This window comes from Streptomyces sannanensis, assembly GCF_039536205.1.
Classification (GTDB): domain Bacteria; phylum Actinomycetota; class Actinomycetes; order Streptomycetales; family Streptomycetaceae; genus Streptomyces; species Streptomyces sannanensis.
Window position 1 is genome coordinate 3508646 of the sequence record NZ_BAAAYL010000001.1, and the last position, 18214, is coordinate 3526859.

18 protein-coding genes and 1 tRNA gene are annotated in these 18214 nt (G+C 70.5%); 12 read left to right on the forward strand and 7 right to left on the reverse strand.

Annotated features, from left to right (window positions below; translation table 11 throughout):
• Positions 1-183 precede the first annotated feature (183 nt).
• The 6 genes from ABD858_RS16585 (at position 184) to ABD858_RS16610 (ending at position 5656) form a co-directional block, all read left to right on the forward strand.
• Positions 184-270, forward strand: a tRNA-Leu gene (locus ABD858_RS16585).
• A 150-nt stretch (positions 271-420) separates the two neighbouring features.
• On the forward strand, positions 421-2124 hold the full coding sequence (locus ABD858_RS16590) for a sensor histidine kinase (protein ID WP_345044597.1): 1704 nt from the start codon (positions 421-423) through the stop codon (positions 2122-2124).
• A gap of 81 nt (positions 2125-2205) precedes the next feature.
• Positions 2206-2847 carry a response regulator transcription factor gene (locus ABD858_RS16595; RefSeq protein ID WP_425586331.1) on the forward strand — a complete coding sequence of 214 codons (642 nt, stop codon included), beginning with the start codon at positions 2206-2208 and terminating at the stop codon, positions 2845-2847.
• Between the two features lie 114 nt (positions 2848-2961).
• The gene (locus tag ABD858_RS16600) at positions 2962-4401 is read left to right on the forward strand and encodes a DUF2252 domain-containing protein (protein WP_345038164.1); all 1440 of its coding nucleotides are present in this window, start codon (positions 2962-2964) and stop codon (positions 4399-4401) included.
• Between the two features lie 57 nt (positions 4402-4458).
• The gene (locus ABD858_RS16605; protein ID WP_345038167.1) at positions 4459-5301 is read left to right on the forward strand and encodes a J domain-containing protein; all 843 of its coding nucleotides are present in this window, start codon (positions 4459-4461) and stop codon (positions 5299-5301) included.
• Between the two features lie 10 nt (positions 5302-5311).
• Positions 5312-5656, forward strand: a complete 345-nt coding sequence (locus ABD858_RS16610) for a rhodanese-like domain-containing protein (protein WP_345038169.1) — start codon at positions 5312-5314, stop codon at positions 5654-5656.
• 120 nt (positions 5657-5776) lie between these two features.
• Here ABD858_RS16610 and ABD858_RS16615 read toward each other — a convergent pair whose 3' ends face one another.
• Genes ABD858_RS16615 through paaA form a run of 5 tightly spaced genes read right to left on the reverse strand, consistent with a single transcriptional unit; the run spans position 5777 to position 9328 of the window.
• Positions 5777-6853 carry a 2Fe-2S iron-sulfur cluster-binding protein gene (locus ABD858_RS16615; protein ID WP_345038171.1) on the reverse strand — a complete coding sequence of 359 codons (1077 nt, stop codon included), beginning with the start codon at positions 6851-6853 and terminating at the stop codon, positions 5777-5779.
• On the reverse strand, positions 6854-7348 hold the full coding sequence (gene paaD, locus ABD858_RS16620; protein WP_345038173.1) for a 1,2-phenylacetyl-CoA epoxidase subunit PaaD: 495 nt from the start codon (positions 7346-7348) through the stop codon (positions 6854-6856).
• Positions 7342-8067 (reverse strand): 1,2-phenylacetyl-CoA epoxidase subunit PaaC, encoded by a 726-nt coding sequence (paaC, locus tag ABD858_RS16625; protein WP_345038175.1) that lies wholly within the window; start codon positions 8065-8067, stop codon positions 7342-7344. Before paaC ends, paaD begins: the two co-directional genes overlap by 7 nt.
• Positions 8064-8354, reverse strand: coding sequence for a 1,2-phenylacetyl-CoA epoxidase subunit PaaB (gene paaB / locus ABD858_RS16630; RefSeq protein ID WP_345038177.1), 291 nt, complete (start codon positions 8352-8354; stop codon positions 8064-8066). Before paaB ends, paaC begins: the two co-directional genes overlap by 4 nt.
• Positions 8351-9328, reverse strand: a complete 978-nt coding sequence (gene paaA, locus ABD858_RS16635; RefSeq protein WP_425586209.1) for a 1,2-phenylacetyl-CoA epoxidase subunit PaaA — start codon at positions 9326-9328, stop codon at positions 8351-8353. The genes paaB and paaA overlap by 4 nt, the downstream gene beginning before the upstream one ends.
• Positions 9329-9456: 128 nt before the next feature.
• On the opposite strand from paaA, the gene ABD858_RS16640 reads away from it, so the two are divergent.
• From ABD858_RS16640 to ABD858_RS16655, 4 genes are all read left to right on the forward strand, one after another.
• A complete protein-coding gene (locus ABD858_RS16640) occupies positions 9457-10176 on the forward strand; it encodes a DUF5819 family protein (protein WP_345038179.1) in 720 nt (239 codons plus the stop codon).
• Positions 10176-11372: an HTTM domain-containing protein gene (locus ABD858_RS16645; protein ID WP_425586332.1), complete on the forward strand. Its 1197-nt coding sequence runs from the start codon at positions 10176-10178 to the stop codon at positions 11370-11372. The genes ABD858_RS16640 and ABD858_RS16645 overlap by 1 nt, the downstream gene beginning before the upstream one ends.
• Before the next feature lie 30 nt (positions 11373-11402).
• On the forward strand, positions 11403-12182 hold the full coding sequence (locus ABD858_RS16650) for a TrmH family RNA methyltransferase (RefSeq protein WP_345038184.1): 780 nt from the start codon (positions 11403-11405) through the stop codon (positions 12180-12182).
• A 201-nt stretch (positions 12183-12383) separates the two neighbouring features.
• Positions 12384-13637, forward strand: coding sequence for a BRO-N domain-containing protein (locus ABD858_RS16655; RefSeq protein ID WP_345038186.1), 1254 nt, complete (start codon positions 12384-12386; stop codon positions 13635-13637).
• Between the two features lie 89 nt (positions 13638-13726).
• Here the strand turns inward: ABD858_RS16655 and paaN are convergent, their stop codons facing one another.
• Entirely contained in the window at positions 13727-15430 is a 1704-nt protein-coding gene (gene paaN, locus ABD858_RS16660; protein WP_345038188.1) for a phenylacetic acid degradation protein PaaN, read from the reverse strand.
• A 124-nt stretch (positions 15431-15554) separates the two neighbouring features.
• Between paaN and ABD858_RS16665 the strand changes: the two genes are divergently transcribed.
• Complete coding sequence (locus tag ABD858_RS16665; protein ID WP_425586210.1) at positions 15555-17078, forward strand: 3-hydroxyacyl-CoA dehydrogenase; 1524 nt, start codon at positions 15555-15557, stop codon at positions 17076-17078.
• Positions 17075-17662, forward strand: a complete 588-nt coding sequence (locus ABD858_RS16670; protein ID WP_345038190.1) for a TetR/AcrR family transcriptional regulator — start codon at positions 17075-17077, stop codon at positions 17660-17662. The genes ABD858_RS16665 and ABD858_RS16670 overlap by 4 nt, the downstream gene beginning before the upstream one ends.
• Here the strand turns inward: ABD858_RS16670 and ABD858_RS16675 are convergent, their stop codons facing one another.
• Complete coding sequence (locus ABD858_RS16675) at positions 17663-18154, reverse strand: Lrp/AsnC family transcriptional regulator (protein WP_345038192.1); 492 nt, start codon at positions 18152-18154, stop codon at positions 17663-17665.
• Between the last annotated feature and the right edge of the window lie 60 nt (positions 18155-18214).

Here is an 18214-nt window from a genome sequence, read left to right on the forward strand (position 1 = left end):
CCCGGGGTGCACTCAGGAGGAGTGGGTGGAGCGGGGATCGCGTTCCCGTTTCCGCTGCCTTCATGCCGGTCGGCCGGCCGACCGGGAACAAGGGATGTGAAGGCACCTGCGGGGACGTGCTAATGTTCTGCATGTCGGAAGGCGCCGCGCCAAAAGGTGAGAGGTCCGGAAGACACACCCAATGCGCGGGTGGCGGAATAGGCAGACGCGCTGGATTCAGGTTCCAGTGCCCGCAAGGGCGTGGGGGTTCAACTCCCCCCTCGCGCACCATACGGAGCGGCCCCCGTCGACGGAAGTCGACGGGGGCCGCTCCGCTTTGTCGGTGCGGCTGTGCGCGCGACGTTGGTCACTGTGCACCGAGACGAAAGTGGACAGTGTCACGTCGGGCCCGGTGCCTAGGGTCGGGGCGTGGACGCTGTGATGAAGCTCCGGGCGCGATGGAAGTGGCCGGCCAGGCCGGAATTGTGGTCCCGTCGGCGGCTGGCGGGCGAACTGGTGCTCGCCGTCGTGATGGCGCTGCTGGCCGCCGGTATCGAGGACGTGACAGGCGCGCGGGGGCCGCGGATCGCCGCGGTGGCGGTGGCCGTGGCGGTGCTGGGCCTGTTGCGGTGCAGGCTGCCCGCGAGTGTGCTCGTGGTGACGGGATTCCTGGGCGGTGTGTGGGCGGGGACGGCTCTGCTCCTCATCCTGGCCGGCTGGTCGGGGGGCCGCAGGATCATCGGGGCGGGGCGGGCGCTGGCTGCGTTCACGGTCTCGTACGCCGGTTATATGGCGATGACGGCCGTCATGCAGCGGGAGACGCTGCGGCCGCTGACGCTGGCGCTGTTCACCAGCCTCTACTTCCTGGCGACCACGGTCGTGCCCGGCCTCGCCAGCCGCTACTGGACACAGCGCCGCACCCTGCTGCACGCCCTGCAGGAGCGCAATGCGCAGCTGCTGCGCGAGCGGACGATGGTGGAGGGGCAGGCGCGGCTGCGCGAGCGGCAGCGGATCGCCCAGGACATGCACGACAGCCTCGGCCATCAGCTGGCGTTGATCTCCGTGCACACGGGGGCGCTGGAGGTGGACCCCGGGCTGACGGAACGGCAGCGCGAGGCGGTCGGGGTGCTGCGCGACGCCTCGGTGGCAGCGATGCACGAGCTGCGCGCGGCCGTCGGCATCCTCAGGGACGGCGTGGAGGCGCCGACGGCCGCCGATGAGGCGCAGCCGGCGGCACGGGGCGTCGCCGGGGTCGAGGGCCTGGTGGAGGCATCGCGTTCGGCGGGTACGGAGGTGGCGCTGCGGTGCAGCGGTGCGCCGCGTCCGGTGGCGGCGGCCGCCGACCATGCGGCGTACCGGATCGTGCAGGAGGCGCTCACCAATGCGTACAAGCATGCGCCGGGTGTGCCGATCACGGTGGAGTTGCGGTACGAGCCGGATTCTCTCGTCGTCGAGATCGCCAACGGTCCCGCGGACCGGCCGGCGGGCGAGGTGGTCAGCGGCGGCCAGGGGCTGACGGGGCTGCGCGAGCGGGCCCGGCTGGTGGGCGGCATGGTCCACGCGGGTCCGGTCGACGGCGGGGGCTTCCGGGTGGCGGGCGTGCTGCCGTACGGGCCGGGGGCGCTCGGTGGCGAGGCGCAGCGGATCGCGCCGTTCGTCGATGCCGCCGACGACTTCCGGCAGCAGTCGCCGGTGGTTCCTCTTCGCCACGGTGGTCCGGTGACGGACTGGACCTTGACGGAGAGGGAGCTGGGAATGAGCGGCAAGAACGGCATGAGCACGGGGGCAGGGATCGCGATCGGCTGCGGTATCGCTTTCGGGGTGCTCGTGCTGCTGATGGTGGCTCTCGGTTTCGGGATCTACTCCGTGGCCGGGGATGTGATGGACGAGTTGGTCGAGCGGAGCGAGTACGACGCGATACACGTCGGCGACTCGGAGAAGTCGGTGCGTGAACGGCTGCCGTCGGGCGAGAGCTGGGTGACGGCGGGGCTGGACAAGAAGGGTCCCGCACGGCCGGCGGGCTCCGAGTGCCTGGTGACGATGTCCGCGGAGAACGGCAGCACCTGGAGCGCCGAACCGGTTTTCCGCTTCTGCTTCAAGGGCGGCAAGCTGATCGAGAAGAAGGCCTACGAGATCGAGCGGTAGTGCCGACCGGTTGAGGGAGTACGAGTGACAGGTCCGAGCGGAGGGGTGGACACGGCCGCGGCGGGGGCGCGTATCAGGATCGTGATCGCCGATGACGAACCTCTGATCCGTGCCGGGATCCGCATGATTCTGACGTCGGACCCGGCGATCGAGGTGATCGCCGAAGGGACGAACGGCCGTGAGGCGGTGGAGCTGGCGCGCTCGCACGCGCCGGACGTGGTGCTCCTCGACATCCAGATGCCGGTGATGGACGGGCTCACGGCCCTGGCCGAGCTGCGCCGGGCGGTGCCCGGGACGCGGGTGCTGATACTGACGACGTTCGGGGCGCGCGAGAACGTTCTGCGGGCGGTGCAGCACGGGGGCGCGGGATTCCTGTTGAAGGACTCGGCGCCCGCCGAGCTGATCCGGGCGGTGCGGGCGGCCGCGGCGGGCGACGCGTATCTGTCGCCCGGGGCGACCCGGCACGTGGTGGAGTCGATGGTGGCGGGGGCGGCCGGCGGCACGGACCGGGGCGAGACGGCGCGGCAGCGGATCGCGGTGCTCTCCGAGCGGGAGCGCGAGGTACTGGCGCTGCTCGGGGAGGGGCTGTCGAACGCGGACGCCGGGCGGCGGATCCATATGAGCGAGGCGACCGTGAAGACGTACGTCAGCCGGATCCTGGCGAAGCTGGGCTGCGAGAACCGGGTGCAGGCGGCGCTGCTGGCGCGGGACGCGGAGCTGTGACGCGGCCGGGCCGCGCGGGCGCCGCGAAGGTTGTCCACAGGGGGAGACGCGTGTCCTGGCGCGGCGGTACGGTCGTCGGCAATTGATGGTGCACAAGAGCGGGGAGGCGGCGCCATGGCTGGGGCCGAGCAGGTGGTGCCGGTGAAGCCGGCGGCGGGGTACGACCGGGGCATGCGCATTCCGGTGGTGCCGGGATTCGCTCGGCGAGGCGACGGCGGGTCGGCGAAGGCGGAGGGCAAGTCGCTGCGCGCCCGGGTGCCCCGTTCCTCGCACGGCGCCCTGGTGCTCGCGCCCGGCCGGCCCGACGCGGTGCAGGCCGTCGAGGAGTCCAACCGCGGCCGGGTGCCGGAGCTCACACCCATACGGGTGGGCCGGATGGCCGCCTCGCCCTTCGCCTTTCTACGCGGCGCCGCCGGGCTGATGGCCCATGACCTGGCGGGCACGGCGGTCACCGGGGTGGGTGCCCAGATCTGCGGGGACGCGCACGCGGCCAACTTCGGCCTGTACGCGGACGCGCGGGGCAGGCTCGTCATCGACCTGAACGACTTCGACGAGACCGCGGTCGGCCCGTGGGAGTGGGACGTCAAGCGGCTCGCCGCCTCGCTGGTGCTGGCCGGCCGGGAGGCCGGGGCCGGCGAGGACGTGTGCCGGGAGGCGGCGTTCGACGCGGTGGGCGCGTACCGGCGCACGATGCGGCTGATGGCGAAGCTTCCGGTGCTGGACGCGTGGAACGCCATCGCGGACGAGGAACTCGTCTCGCACACGGACGCGCGGGATCTGGTGGGCACGCTGGAGCGGGTTTCGGAGAAGGCCCGTAACAACACCAGCGCGCGGTTCGCCGCCAAGTCGACGGAGACCGGGCCGGACGGCCGCCGGCGCTTCGTGGACGCCCCGCCGGTGCTGCGCAGGGTGCCGGACGCGGAGGCGGCAGCGGTCGCCGGTGCGCTCGGTGCGTATCTGGGCACGCTGTCCGAGGACCGGCTGCCGCTGCTCGCCCGGTATGTGATCCATGACGTGGCGTTCCGGGTGGTCGGCACCGGCAGTGTCGGCACCCGCTCGTACGTGGTGCTGCTGCTCGACCACCGGGGCGAGCCGTTGGTGCTCCAGGTGAAGGAGGCCCGGCCCTCGGCGCTGCTGCCGTATCTGCCGAAGGCGGGCTTCGAGGCGGCCGGGGCCGGGCACGAAGGGCGCCGGGTGGTGCTGGGGCAGAAGCGGATGCAGGTGGTCAGCGACATTCTGCTGGGCTGGACGACGGTGGAGGACCAGCCTTTCCAGGTGCGGCAGTTCAGGAACCGCAAGGGAAGCGTGGACCCGGCAGCGCTGGCGGCGGACCAGCTGGACGACTACGGGCGGATGACGGGCGCGCTGCTGGCGCGGGCGCATGCGCACAGCGTCGATCCCCGGCTGCTCGCGGGCTACTGCGGCAAGAGCGACGAGCTGGACGAGGCGGTGGCCTCTTTCGCGGTGGCGTACGCGGACCGAACGGAAGCGGATCATGCGAGGTTGGTGGCGGCCGTGAGGGAAGGCCGTGTCGCGGCAGAGCTGGGGGTGTGACGGGGAGTCGGTGCGGCCACCCGTCCGGGCCGTACCGCTCTGCCCTACGCTGGTCGGGTGACGCAGGAAGCTCCCGGGGAGACGACGACCCGGAACGACGACGCGCCGGGCGCCCAGCGCCCCGAGGCGCGGCTGGAGAAGGCCGTGCGCGCGGCCGAACAGGCACTGATCGAGTTCGAGATCGCGGTGGAGACCTTCCGGGTCGAGGTGGAGAACTTCTCCCGGCTCCATCATCAGAAGCTGGGGCCGATGTATGCGCGCCTGGACGAGCTGGACGCACTGATCGCGGAGGCGCGGGCGGCCCGCACCGGTGATCCCGAGGATGTGCGCAAGGCGCAGGAGGCGCGTGCCGCGGTGCTGCCCATGCCGGGTGTCGAGGAGTTGTTCCACGACTGGCTCGACTCCGAGGGGCTGTCGCCGGAGGCCGCCGCGATGCTGACGGACCGGCCGGTGCAGCCGCCGAAGCGGGTACGGCCGAGCGAGGAGGCCCGCAGGCTCTACCGCGAGCTGGCCCGCAGGACACATCCGGATCTCGCCCGGGACGACAAGGAGCGGGCGCGGCGCGACGAGTTCATCGCCCGGGTCAATGCCGCGTACGGGCGCGGTGACGAGACGCTGCTGCGGGAACTGGTCGCCGAGTGGGAGGCCGGCCCGGTGCCGCAGGATCAGCGCCCGACCGAGAGCGAGGAGCTCTACGCCCGTCTGGAGTGGCTCTCCCAGCGTAAGGAGCTGCTGACCCTGCTCGCCCGTGAGCTGGAGGAGGGGGCGATCGGGGCGATGCTCAGGATGGCACCCGACGATCCGGACCGGCTGCTGGAGGAGATCGCCGAGCAGCTGCTGGCCCAGGTCGCCGAGCGGGAGGCCGAGCTGGCAGAGCTGACCGGCGGTCCGATCCGGTAACGTCGAAGCCATGCATTTCGGATCTGTGCCCACGGTCGGTGTCGACCAGCTCTCAGGTGACGACTTCCTGCTCGACGTCCGCGAGGACAACGAATGGCAGGCCGGGCATGCGGAGAGCGCTCTGCACATTCCGATGAGCGATTTCGTGGCCCGGTTCGGTGAGCTGACCGAGGCCATCGAGGGCGGCCGCCGGGTGCATGTGATGTGCCGGGTCGGCGGCCGGTCCGCGCAGGTCACCCAGTATCTGGTGCAGCAGGGCATCGACGCCGTGAACGTCGACGGCGGGATGCTCGCGTGGGAGGGCGCCGGGCGCCCCATGGTCACCGACAGCGGCGGCCCGGCCTTCGTGCTGTAGCCCGGGCCCGCGGGTCCGGTTCCCGCAGGCCGGTTCAGCGGTTCGGTTCAGCGGTTCGGTTCCGGGTCGGCCGCCGGAACGGCCCCGGCGCCGCCGTGCTCCGGCGCCGGGACCGGACGGTCAGCGGTCGAAGTCCAGCTCCACCTCCGTGGTGAGCGGATGCGACTGACAGGCCAGCACATAGCCCGCCTCGGTCTCGTCCGCCTCCAGCGCGAAGTTGCGGTCCATTCGGACCTCGCCCTTGACCAGGAAGGCCCGGCAGGTCCCGCATACCCCGCCCTTGCACGCGTACGGCGCGTCCGAGCGGGCCCGCAGCACGGTCTCCAGCAGTGTTTCGCCGTCCTGCACCGGCCAGTTGCCGGAGCGGCCGTCGAGCGTCGCGGTGAGCGTGCTGTGCTCGGGAGACGCGACAGCGGCCGGTGCGGGCGCGGCGTCGACGTGGAAGATCTCCTCGTGGATACGGGCACGTTCGACGCCTAGACCGCTCAGGGCCCGCTCGGCGCCCTGGACGAGCCCGATCGGACCGCACAGGAACCAGCCGTCCATGTCCGCCACTGGCAGCAGGGCGGGCAGCAGCGCGGTCAGCCGCTCCTCGTCCAGCCGTCCGGACGGCAGTCCAGCCTGCTGCTCCTCCCGGGACAGCGCGGTGACCAGCTGGAAACGGTCGGGGTAGCGGTCCTTGAGGTCGGCGACTTCCTCCAGGAACATCGTGGAGGCCGCGGTGCGGTCACTGCGTATCAGGCAGAACTGGGCGTCCGGGCGGCGCGCGAGCAGCGTGCTCGCGATCGACAGCACCGGTGTGATGCCGCTGCCGCCGACGATCGCCGCGAAGTGCCCGTCGCGCGGCTCCAACACGAACCGGCCCATCGGGGGCATGACTTCGACGGTGTCGCCGACCGCCAGCTCCTTGAGGGCGTACGTCGAGAATTCGCCGCCGTCGACCTGCCGGATGCCGACCCGCAGCAGCGCCGGCCCGCCGTCGGCCGTGGCCGGGGAGCAGATCGAGTACGTACGTCTGATCTCTTCGCCCCGCACTGTACGGCGCAGGGCGAGGTGCTGGCCGGGCGTGTGCCGGAACGTCTCACGCAGCTCGGAAGGCACCTCGAAGGTGACGGCCACCGAGTCGTCCGTGAGCCGCTCGACCTCGCTGACCCGGAGCGGATGGAACCCGGCCCGTCCGGCGCTTGAGGGCAGCATCTACAACTCCTTGAAGTGGTCGAACGGTTCGCGGCAGCTTGCGCAGCGGCGCAGCGCCTTGCAGGCGGTGGAGGAGAACCGGCTCAGCAGCTCGGTGTCGGTCGAGCCGCAGTGCGGGCAGCGCACCGACAGCGAGAGGGACACCGGACCCTCGGCCGCGTGCGGCCGGGGCGGCGCTATGCCGAACTCCGCGAGCTTGCGGCGCCCTTCCGCGCTGATGTCGTCCGTCGACCAGGCTGGGGTGAGGACCTTGACGACCGAGACATCGGGTATGCCGTGCTCGTGCAGCACCCGCTCGATGTCCGAGGACATGGCCTCGACCGCCGGGCAGCCGGTGTAGGTCGGGGTCAGTGCCACCTCGACCCTGCCGGGTCCGAGCACCTGCACCCCGCGCAGCACCCCCAGTTCCTCCAGGGTCAGCACCGGCAGCTCCGGGTCGGGGACGGCGCCGGCGAGCCGACGCAGCTCCTCTTCCAGGGGCGTGGTGGTCACCATGACGCCCCCGGGTGGCTGCGGTGCAGATGCTGCATCTCGGCGAGCATCCGCCCGAATGGCTCGGTGTGCAGGCCCTGACGTCCGGCACCGGCCGCCCAGGCACTGGTCTGCGGTCCCTTTGGCACGGTGAGCGTGGCCCGCTCCAGAACGGCGCTGACGCTCCGGTGCCAGTCGTCCTTGATCCGCTGCCAGTCGACGTCGAGCCCGTCGAGGGGCTGGAACATCTCGCCGGTGAACCGCCACAGCGCGTCCAGCGCGCGCTGCATGCGCTCGTGGCTCTCCTCGGTGCCGTCGCCGAGCCGCAGCGTCCACTGCTCGGCGTGGTCCTGGTGGTAGGCGACTTCCTTGACCGCCTTCGCCGCGAGCCCGGCGAGCTCGTTCCCATCCGCCGCGAGCTGCGCGTACAGCAGCCGCTGGAAGGTGGAGAAGTACAGCTGGCGGGCGATGGTGTGGGCGAAGTCGCCGTTGGGCTGCTCGACCAGCTGGAGATTGCGGAAGGCGCGCTCCTCGCGGAGGAACGCAAGCTCGTCCTCGTCGCCGATCAGGGACAGCAGCGTCCGCGCCTGGCCCAGCAGGTCGAGCGCGATATTGGCGAGGGCGACCTCCTCCTCCAGGACGGGAGCGTGGCCCGCCCACTCCCCCAGCCGGTGCGAGAGCACCAGGGCGTCGTCGCCGAGGGCCAGAGCGGCGCCGTGCGAGCTGCTCACGGTCGTGGTCACAGGTGCTTCACCCCTTCCGGGATCTCGTAGAAGGTCGGGTGGCGGTAGGGCTTGTCGGCGGCCGGTTCGAAGAACGGGTCCTTCTCGTCGGGCGACGAAGCGATGATCTCCGTGGACGGCACCACCCAGATCGAGACGCCTTCATTCCTGCGTGTGTACAGATCGCGGGCATTGCGCAGCGCCATCCGGGCGTCCGGCGCGTGCAGGCTTCCCGCGTGGGTGTGGGACAGTCCGCGGCGCGAGCGCACGAACACCTCCCACAGCGGCCAGTCCTTCGAGCTGCTCATGCCTTCGCCCCTCCGTGCTTCGCGGCGTACGCGGCCGCCGCATCCCTGACCCAGGCGCCTTCCTCGTGCGCCCGGCGCCGCTGTGTGAGCCGCTGCTCGTTGCACGGCCCGTTGCCCTTCACGACGTTCCAGAACTCGTCCCAGTCGATCGCCCCGAAGTCGTGGTGCCCGCGTTCCTCGTTCCACCTGAGGTCCGGGTCGGGCAGTGTGAGCCCCAGCGTCTCGGCCTGCGGGACGCAGATGTCCACGAAGCGCTGACGCAGCTCGTCGTTCGAATGCCGCTTGATCTTCCACGCCATGGACTGCGCCGAATGGGCCGACTCGTCGTCCGATGGGCCGAACATCATCAGCGACGGCCACCACCAGCGGTTCACGGCATCCTGAGCCATCTCGTGCTGCTCCGGCGTGCCCTTGCTCAGGGCGAGCAGCAGCTCGTACCCCTGGCGCTGGTGGAAGGACTCCTCCTTGCAGATCCGGACCATGGCGCGGGCGTACGGACCATACGAGCAGCGGCACAGCGGCACCTGGTTGGTGATCGCGGCGCCGTCCACCAGCCAGCCGATGGCGCCGACGTCGGCCCAGGTCAGCGTCGGGTAATTGAAGATCGACGAATACTTCTGACGGCCGGAGTGCAGCTTGTCGAGCAGCTCGTCGCGGCTGGCGCCGAGCGTTTCCGTCGCGCTGTACAGATACAGCCCGTGGCCCGCCTCGTCCTGCACCTTGGCCATCAGGATCGCCTTGCGCCGCAGCGAGGGCGCGCGGGTGATCCAGTTGGCCTCGGGCTGCATGCCGATGATTTCGGAGTGTGCGTGCTGCGCCATCTGGCGGACCAGAGAGGCGCGGTAGGCCTCGGGCATCCAGTCGCGAGGCTCGATGCGCTCGTCCGCGGCCACGGCGGCATCGAACGCCGCCTCGCGCGCTTCCGGCGTTCCGTACAACTCGTCCGCCATGTGGTCCGTAGCCGCTGTCGCCATCGTGGCCCCCTACCGACCGATCGTTCGGTTCATTGGCTTCAATGGTGGGTCGGCGGCCCGTAGGGTGTCAACCCTGTGGATAACGGAGCGGGCGGAGGCCGTGGGGGCCTCCGAGGAGTGGGGCGGGAGTGGACTCGTACGACGGCAAGGCGGATACCGGGCTGGGCGCCGGTGTTCTGTGCGGCATCGGCGCGCTGTCGCTTCCGTACCGGATCGTGGCCGCCGTCATGCTCGCGGCCATCGGCATCCTGGCCTGCGCACACCTCGCGATGGTCTTCCTGCACGTCGCCCCGTCCAACACGCTCAGCAAGCGGCACGCCAAGGCGGTCAACGCCTGGGTCTACCCCGAGTTCGAGCAGAACTGGAAGCTCTTCGCTCCCAATCCACTCCAGCAGAACATCGCGGTCCAGGCACGCGCCGAGATCCGCACCCCGGCCGGCGACCGCAGCACCACCGGCTGGATAGACCTCACCGCCCTCGACATCGAGAAGATCCGTGGCAATCCCCTGCCCAGCCACACCACCCAGAACGAGCTCCGCCGCGCCTGGGACTTCTATGTGAACTCCCACACCGAAGACAACCGGCCGAACGGTGAACGCGGAGAGCTCTCCGAGCAGTACATCCGCCGCATCGTCATGCTCCGCCTCGGCTCCCAGCACGACGGAGGCACCGTCGAACGCATCCAGGTCAGATCCGTGACCCGCTCGGTGGCGGCCCCGGCCTGGAGCGGGGAGAAGACCGACACCCGGCCGTACTACCGGGTCCTGCCATGGTGGACGGTGACCGCGGCGGATCTGTCCGACGCGGACCGCGCCGCCCGTGACGACCGCACGGAGGCGAGCCGGTGATCTCCGCCGACCTTCAGCCGCGGCTGGCGCGCGCCGTCCAGCGCGTCACCGCCCGCGCCCTCGGCCCGTACCAGAGCGCCGTCGTCCGGATCGGCTTCGCCGCCACCTGGCTGCTCTTCCTGCTGCGCGAACTGCCGCACCGCCACGAGCTGTACGGTCCGGACGGCCCGTGGAGCTGGGACATGGCCCAGCAGCTCGCCGCGGACAACCATGCCTTCTCAGCCCTTCTGTGGTCGGACAGCACGGTCTGGTTCGAGATCGTGTATGCCGTCGCCGTTCTCTCCAGCGCGCTGCTGCTGCTCGGCTGGCACACCCGCACCATGTCCGTGCTCTTCATGGTCGGCGTGCTGTCGCTGCAGAACCGCAGCGTCTTCGTCGGTGACGGCGGCGACAACGTCATCCACCTGATGGCGCTCTACCTGGTCTTCACGCGCTGCGCCCAGGTGTGGTCCCTGGACGCCCGCCGGGCGGCCCGGGCAGCGGCGACGGGCCGTCCGGTCCGGGACTGGGCGGGTCCGGTCCTGTGGTGTGTGCTCGGCGTCGTCCTCGCCGTCCGCACCGCCATGGACGGGATCGGCGGGGAGCTGTGGCTGCTCGCACTGTTCTGGGTGCTGTGGATCGCGCAGGGCGTGTGGTGGGCGGTGCGCCGCTACGAGCCGGGCAGCCAGGGACACGTCCTGCTGGACGTCATCGCCAACCTCACCCACAACGCCGCTCTCGTCGTGATCATGGCGGAGGTCTGCCTCGTCTACGCCACCGCCGGCTGGTACAAGATCCAGGGCTCCCGCTGGCAGGACGGCACGGCCCTCTACTACCCGCTGAACCTGGACTACTTCTCCCCCTGGCCGGCGCTCTCCGATGTGCTCGGCGCCAGCGGTGTGATCGTCATGGTGGTGACCTACGGCACGGTCGCGGCGCAGGTCGCCTTCCCCTTCACCCTCTTCAACCGTCGGGTCAAGAACGTGCTGCTCGCCGTGATGATGCTGGAGCACGCGGGCATCGCCGTTCTGCTGGGGTTGCCCTTCTTCTCGATGGCGATGATCGCGGCCGACGCGGTCTTCCTGCCGACCGGCTTCCTGCTCCGCCTCGGCGGCTGGTCACGACGCGGGCGGGAGCGGCTTCTGGGGCGGGTGATCGCGCTACCCCGGCAGCGGCGTGCGCCGGAGTCGGAGACCACCCGCACCTTCGTGGGCTGAGCAGCGAAAACGCCCCCGTAGGCTGAGGCCATGACCGAGGACGACGCCTGGACCACCGCGCAGCTGTGGCGGGAGACCGCACCGACTGCCGTGCTGCTCGACGGCTTCCACGCGCTGAAGCACGCCCTGCGCTTCGGCGCGGACGTGCGGCTGGCAGTCACCAGCGACAAGGCAGCCGTGCTGAAGCTGGCGGCGGAACTGGCCGACGACCTGACCGACGTGCTGAACGAGTCCGTGGTCGAGGTCCCGGCGCACACCCTGCGGGACATGGTGACGAAGGTTCACCCGACCGGGGTGGCCGCATTGGCCGTCCGGCCCAGCGCGCCGACGAACCTGGCCATCCTGTCGCGGCTGCCCCGCAGGTCCCCGGTGGTCGTCCTGGACAACCCGCGCAACCTCGGGAACGTGGGGGCCGTGGTCCGGCTCGCCGCCGGATTCGGGGCGACAGGCGTGGTCACGACCGGTGACATGGACCCCTGGCACCCGAATGTCGTACGCGCCGGCGCGGGACTCCACTACGCCACGGCCGTCGAACGGCTGCCCCTCGACGCCCTGCCGCCCGGCCCGCTGTACGCCCTGGACCCGGAGGGGCGGGACATCAGATCACTGGTGATCCCCGACGACGCTCTGATCGCGTTCGGCTCGGAGCGGCACGGGATCTCGCCGGAGCTCCGGAGCCGGGCGACCGAGCTGGTGGCCCTGCCCATGCGACCACAGGTGTCGAGCTACAACCTGGCGACGAGTGTGGCGATGACCTTGTTCCACTGGGGTGGACCGGAGCCCGTGAATTCCGATGAACCGAATGCGTGACCTTCGGACTGCCGTGTCGTTGGAACGTATGCGCGGAGGCAACTGGAGCATGTGACGTCGAGGATTTTCGGTGGATGTTGCCGGTACGTCGGGGGCGGCCGGTGGTGGGGTACGTGGAAAAGGATGAGCCGATCTCCGCTCCTGAGCCCGGGGTCAGGGCATGTCCCTGCACGTACCTGAGCCCTGCTGGAGGGCACATCCATGTATACGGAACAAGCTCTGCTGGAGACGCGCGCCGTGCGCGCGTCGCTGAGCCACCGGACCGAGGCGCTCGACCGGGTCAAGCAACTGCCGCTGCTCCCTGACGGTGAACACACGACGGCGGCGCTGCTCGCCGAGTACTTCGAGATCGACGCGGTGGTAATGCGCCGCGTCGTCCGCAAACATGCAGGGGAGCTCGGTGGCTACGGCTACCGGCAGCTCCAGGGCGAGGAGCTGAAGGAGTTCCTCGCGGTCAACATGCCGGAGCGGAAGGCGCTCGGGCGCGCGCTCGGAGTCCTCACGACCCGCTCAGCGCTGGTGCTGGCCATGCTTCTGTCGGGAAGCGAGGTTGCGCACCGCGTGCGGCTGCGACTGCTGCAGTCGGTCGGAGCGCGCATGGATCGCGACGCTACGGGGCCGGTCCTGGTCCGGGCTGAGTTCCCCGTGACCGGTCAGCCCATCAGGGTTGTTCTGATCGGCAGTGATCCCTGGTTCGCCATTGTGGACGTCTACGGGGTTCTCGGAATCGAGAACCCCGGGGACGCCCGCAAGATCGTGGAACCGGAGGACATCCAGACAGTCGAGCTGAATGTCGCGACCGTAGATTCAATCTACCGTGGCGTCGTTTCAGCAGGTCAAGCCGATTGTCGCCGCGACCCAAGCCGGCTCAACGTGGTCAGCGAGGCAGGCCTCTACACGCTGATCATGCGGTCGCGAAAGCCTGCAGCGAAGCCGTTCCAGCGGTGGGTCACCGCCGAGCTGCTGCCGTCCATCCGGCGCGGCGACACCGACCTCGATGCCCAGCAGGCCCGTATGGCCGAGACGCTTGCCGAGGCCATCGGGCAGCAGGTCCACGTTGTCGCCGACGCGGGTCAGGCCGTCGACAAGGACATCACCGTGATGTCCGACGGGACCGTCCACTGCCAGCACGGCGAGATGGACGTCTGCATCCCGGCCAAGGACGAGGACTGCGGGCCGCCGTTCGGCCCGTACTACCGCTGCCCGGAGATCGAGCGTCACGGCATCCGGGGCAGTCGGCCGCTTCGGCCCTGCGGGACCATCCGTTTCGTCGATGTCGTACGGCGGCTCACGGACCCTGACGTTCCGGCACCCAGGAGGGTCCAGCCGGAGGCTGAAGTGGCCGACGTAGGCAGTATGTTCCTGTCGATCGGTGATGCCCATGTCAGGGGCTCCGCGCGACAGATCGCAGAGGTCCTGCGCGAAATGGGTGTAGTGATCAACCCGCGCCCGTAGCGCCGAGGCAGAGAACGTCGTGGCCCGTAGGTGAAGTACGGGCCACGATGTTTTCCCGGGTCACACCGAATGCCGCGACCCGCCCCTCGTCACGCCTCCCGGCGCACCTCGACCACTCGGAAGCGGTTCGAGACGAACGCGCCGTCGCACAGCGCGGCGTTCGCCGCCGGGTTGCCGCCGGAGCCGTGGAAGTCGGAGAACGCCGCTGTCTGGTTGACGTAGACGCCGCCGGTGAGGTTCAGCGAGAGCTGAGCCGACTCTTCCAGGCAGACCTCCTCGAGCGCGCGCTCGGTCTCGGCCGACGTCGTGTACGCGCCGACCGTCATCGCGCCCTTGTCGCGGACCGTGCGGCGCAGCAGCTCCACCGCGTCGCCGGTGGAGTCGACAGCGACGGCGAAGGACACCGGGCCGAAGCACTCGGACATGTACGCGGCCTCGTCGTCGGGCTTGCTGCCGTCGAGCTTGACGATGACGGGCGTACGGACCACCGCGTCCGGGAATTCGGGGTTGGCCACCTCGCGCGAGGCCAGGGCGACCTCGCCGAGACCTGCCGCCGCCTCCAGGCGGGCCTTGACGTCGGGGTTGACCAGCGCGCCCAGCAGGGCGTTGGCGCGGGCATCGTCACCGAGGAGGCCGGCGACGGAGGCGGCGAGGTCGGAGACGACCTCGTCGTATGTCCTGGGGCCGGCGTCGGTGGTGATGCCGTCGCGGGGGATGAGCAGGTTCTGCGGGGTGGTGCACATCTGGCCGCTGTACAGGGACAGCGAGAAGGCCAGGTTGGACAGCATGCCCTTGTAGTCGCCGGTGGAGTCGATGACGACCGTGTTGACGCCGGCCTTCTCCGTGTAGACCTGGGCCTGGCGGGCGTGCGTCTCCAGCCAGTCGCCGAAGGCGGTGGAGCCGGTGTAGTCGATGATCTTGATCTCGGGGTGTACCGCCAGGGTCTTGGCGATGCCCTCACCGGGGCGTTCGGCGGCCAGGGCGACCAGGTTCGGGTCGAAGCCCGCCTCGGCCAGGACCTCGCGCGCGACCTTCACCGTCAGGGCCAGCGGCAGCACCGCGCGCGGGTGGGGCTTGACCAGGACGGGGTTGCCGGTGGCCAGCGAGGCGAAGAGGCCGGAGTAGCCGTTCCAGGTCGGGAACGTGTTGCAGCCGATCAGCAGCGCGATGCCGCGCGCGACGGGCGTGAAGGTCTTGCGCAGCTCGAGCGGGTCGCGCTTGCCCTGGGGCTTGGACCAGTCGGCGGTCTTCGGGGTGCGGGTCTGCTCTTCGTACGCGTATGCCACGGCCTCCAGGCCGCGGTCCTGGGCGTGCGGGCCGCCGGCCTGGAACGCCATCATGAAGGCCTGGCCGCTGGTGTGCATGACCGCGTGCGCGAACTCGTGCGTACGGGCGCTGATGCGGGCGAGGATCTCCAGGCAGACGAGGGCACGGGTCTCGGCCCCCGCCTCGCGCCACGCGGCCATGCCCGCGCGCATCGCGGGGAGCAGGACGTCGATGTCGGCGTGCGGGTACTCGACGCCGAGCTCCGGGCCGAACGGGGAGACCTCGCCGCCCGTCCAGTCGTCGGTGCCGGGCTGGCCCAGGTCGAGGCGGCTGCCGAGCAGGGCGTCGAAGGCGGCCTTGCCGTCGGCGGCGCTGACGGTGCCGTTCTCCCCGTACGCCTTGGGGTGCTCGGGGTGAGGGGACCAGTAGTCGCGGGTGCGGATCGCTTCGAGGGCCCGGTCCAGCGTGGGCCGATGCTTCTCGGTGAGCTGCTGGGCGGTGAGGTCGGCGGCAAGATCGGCGGCCATGGCGGACCAACTCCTCAGTGAGCTGGGCAAGGACAGGCGGACAGAGTTAGAGTAACCGAACGATCGGTCGGGACAAGGGGATCCGCAGAACCTGTGGACAACCGAGTAGGGGAGGATCACTGCCATGACCGTCATCGATGCCATCGAGCAGAGCCGCACCGTCGCCGTCGTCGGCACCGGCACCATGGGCCAGGGCATCGCCCAGATCGCCCTCGTCGCCGGTCACCCCGTACGACTTCACGACGCCGTCCCCGGCCGTACGCAGCAGGCCGCGGAGGCCATCGTGGCCCGCCTCGACCGGCTGGTCGAGAAGGGCAGGCTCGACGGTGCCGATCGTGACGCCGCCGCCGCGCGGCTGCACCCGGCCGCGGACCTCGCCGAGCTCGCGGACTCGGCGCTCGTCGTCGAGGCGATTCTGGAGCAGCTCCAGGTCAAGCAGGAGCTGTTCACCGCTCTTGAGAAGATCGTCTCCGACGACTGTCTGCTCGCCACCAACACCTCCTCGCTCTCGGTGACGGCCATCGCGGGCGCCCTGCGGGTCCCCGGCCGCTTCGTGGGACTGCACTTCTTCAACCCCGCACCCCTGCTCCCGCTCGTCGAGGTGGTCAGCGGCTTCGCCACCGACGAGGCGGCGGCCGCGCGCGCGTACGCGACGGCGGCGGCCTGGGGCAAGACTCCGGTGCGCTGCGCCGACACCCCCGGTTTCATCGTGAACCGGATAGCCAGGCCCTTCTACGCGGAAGCCTTCGCGGTGCACGAGGAGCGGGGCGCGGACCCCGCCACCATCGACGCGGTGCTGCGCGAGTGCGGCGGCTTCAGGATGGGGCCCTTCGAGCTGACCGACCTGATCGGGCACGACGTCAACGAAGCGGTGACGCATTCGGTGTGGGAGGCCCTCTTCCGGTCCCCGAAGTTCCTGCCCTCCCTCCCTCAGCACAAGCTGGTCGAGGCGGGGCTGCTCGGCCGTAAGTCGGGACGCGGCTGGTACGACTACGCGGACGGCGCGGTACGCCCCGAGCCGCACACCGCCGCTCCTGCCGCCCCTCCGGAGTATGTGATCGCCGAGGGCGAGCTGGGCGCCGCGGCCGGGCTGCTTCCGCTGCTCCGCGAGGCCGGCATCACGGTGCGGCAGGAGGACGAGGACAAGGGGACGCGGCTGGTGCTGCCCGGCGGCGGCCAGCTGGCGCTCGCCGACGGCCAGACCTCCGTCGAGTTCCGTGATGTCGTCTACTTCGACCTCGCGCTCGACTACCGGGCCGCGACGCGTATCGCCCTCTCCGCCTCTCCGGACACGTCGGAGCGCACGGTGGAGGAGGCCATCGGGCTCTTCCAGGCCCTGGGCAAGCAGGTCAGCGTCATCGGGGACGTGCCCGGCATGATCGTCGCCCGTACCGTGGCGATGCTCATCGATCTCGCGGCCGATGCCGTCGAGAAGGGCGTGGCGACCGAGGACGACATCGACACGGCGATGCGGCTCGGCGTCAACTACCCGGTGGGGCCGGTCGAGTGGAGCCGTCGCCTGCCCCGGGGCTGGGCCCATGGCCTGCTGCAAGAGCTGCACGAGCGCTGTCCGGCCGGGCGCTATGCCCCGTCTCTCGCCCTCTACAAGAGGGCGTTCGCCGACGACGGGACGGAGGCGGCCCGATGACCGCGGCCCGGCGGGACACCTACACCCCTGAGACCTTGCTGGCCGTCGCCGTGCAGGTTTTCAACGAGCGCGGATACGACGGAACGTCCATGGAGCACCTCTCCAGGGCGGCCGGCATCTCCAAGTCCTCGATCTACCACCATGTGGCCGGCAAGGAGGAGCTGCTGCACCGCGCGGTCGCCCGTGCGCTGGACGGGCTCTTCGGCATCCTCGAGGAGCCGGGGGCCGTGAACGGCCGCCCGATCGAGCAGGTGGAGTATGTCACTCGCCGGACGGTCGAGGTACTGGTGTCCGAGCTGCCGTACGTCACGCTGCTGCTGCGTGTACGCGGCAACACGAGGACCGAGCGCTGGGCGATGGAGCGCCGCCGCGAGTTCGACCAGCGGGTCTCCGATCTGCTGAAGGCGGCGGCCGCGGACGGTGACATCCGCTCGGACGTGGACATACGCCTGGCGACACGACTGCTCTTCGGCATGGTCAACTCCCTGGTGGAGTGGTACCGGCCGCATGCGGGCGGCGGCGCGGACCAGGACCAGCTGGCGGAGGCGGTCGTCCGCATGGCCTTCGAAGGCCTGCGTACGTAGTCACTCCTCGCGCAGCAGGTCTGTCTCCTCGAAGACGAGCAGGGTGCGCGTGCTGAGCACTTCGGGTATCGACTGGAGCCGGGTCAGGACCAGCTCGCGCAATGCCCTGTTGTCGGGGGTGTGCACGAGCAGAAGTACGTCGAAGTCGCCGCTGACCAGGGCGATGTGGGCGGCTCCCGGCAGAGCCCGGAGCTTTTCGCGGACGGTGCGCCAGGAGTTTTGAACGATCTTGAGCGTGATGTACGCGGACGCGCCCTGCCCGGCGCGCTCGTGGTTCACGCGGGCGCTGAAGCCGCGGATCACGCCGTCGTCGACGAGCCGGTTGATACGCGCGTAGGCGTTCGCGCGCGACACATGGACGCGTTCCGCGACGGAGCGGATGGACGCGCGCCCGTCCGTCTGCAGGATGCGCAGGATGTCGCGGTCGATGGCGTCCAGCGGGCGCGGCCCCTGGGCAGGGATCGAGCCGTTTGCCGTTTGTTCAGCTGTCATGCGCCCCCGCCTTTCCGTCATGGACGACCTGCGTCTATCCCAGGCTGTGGAGAACCGTTT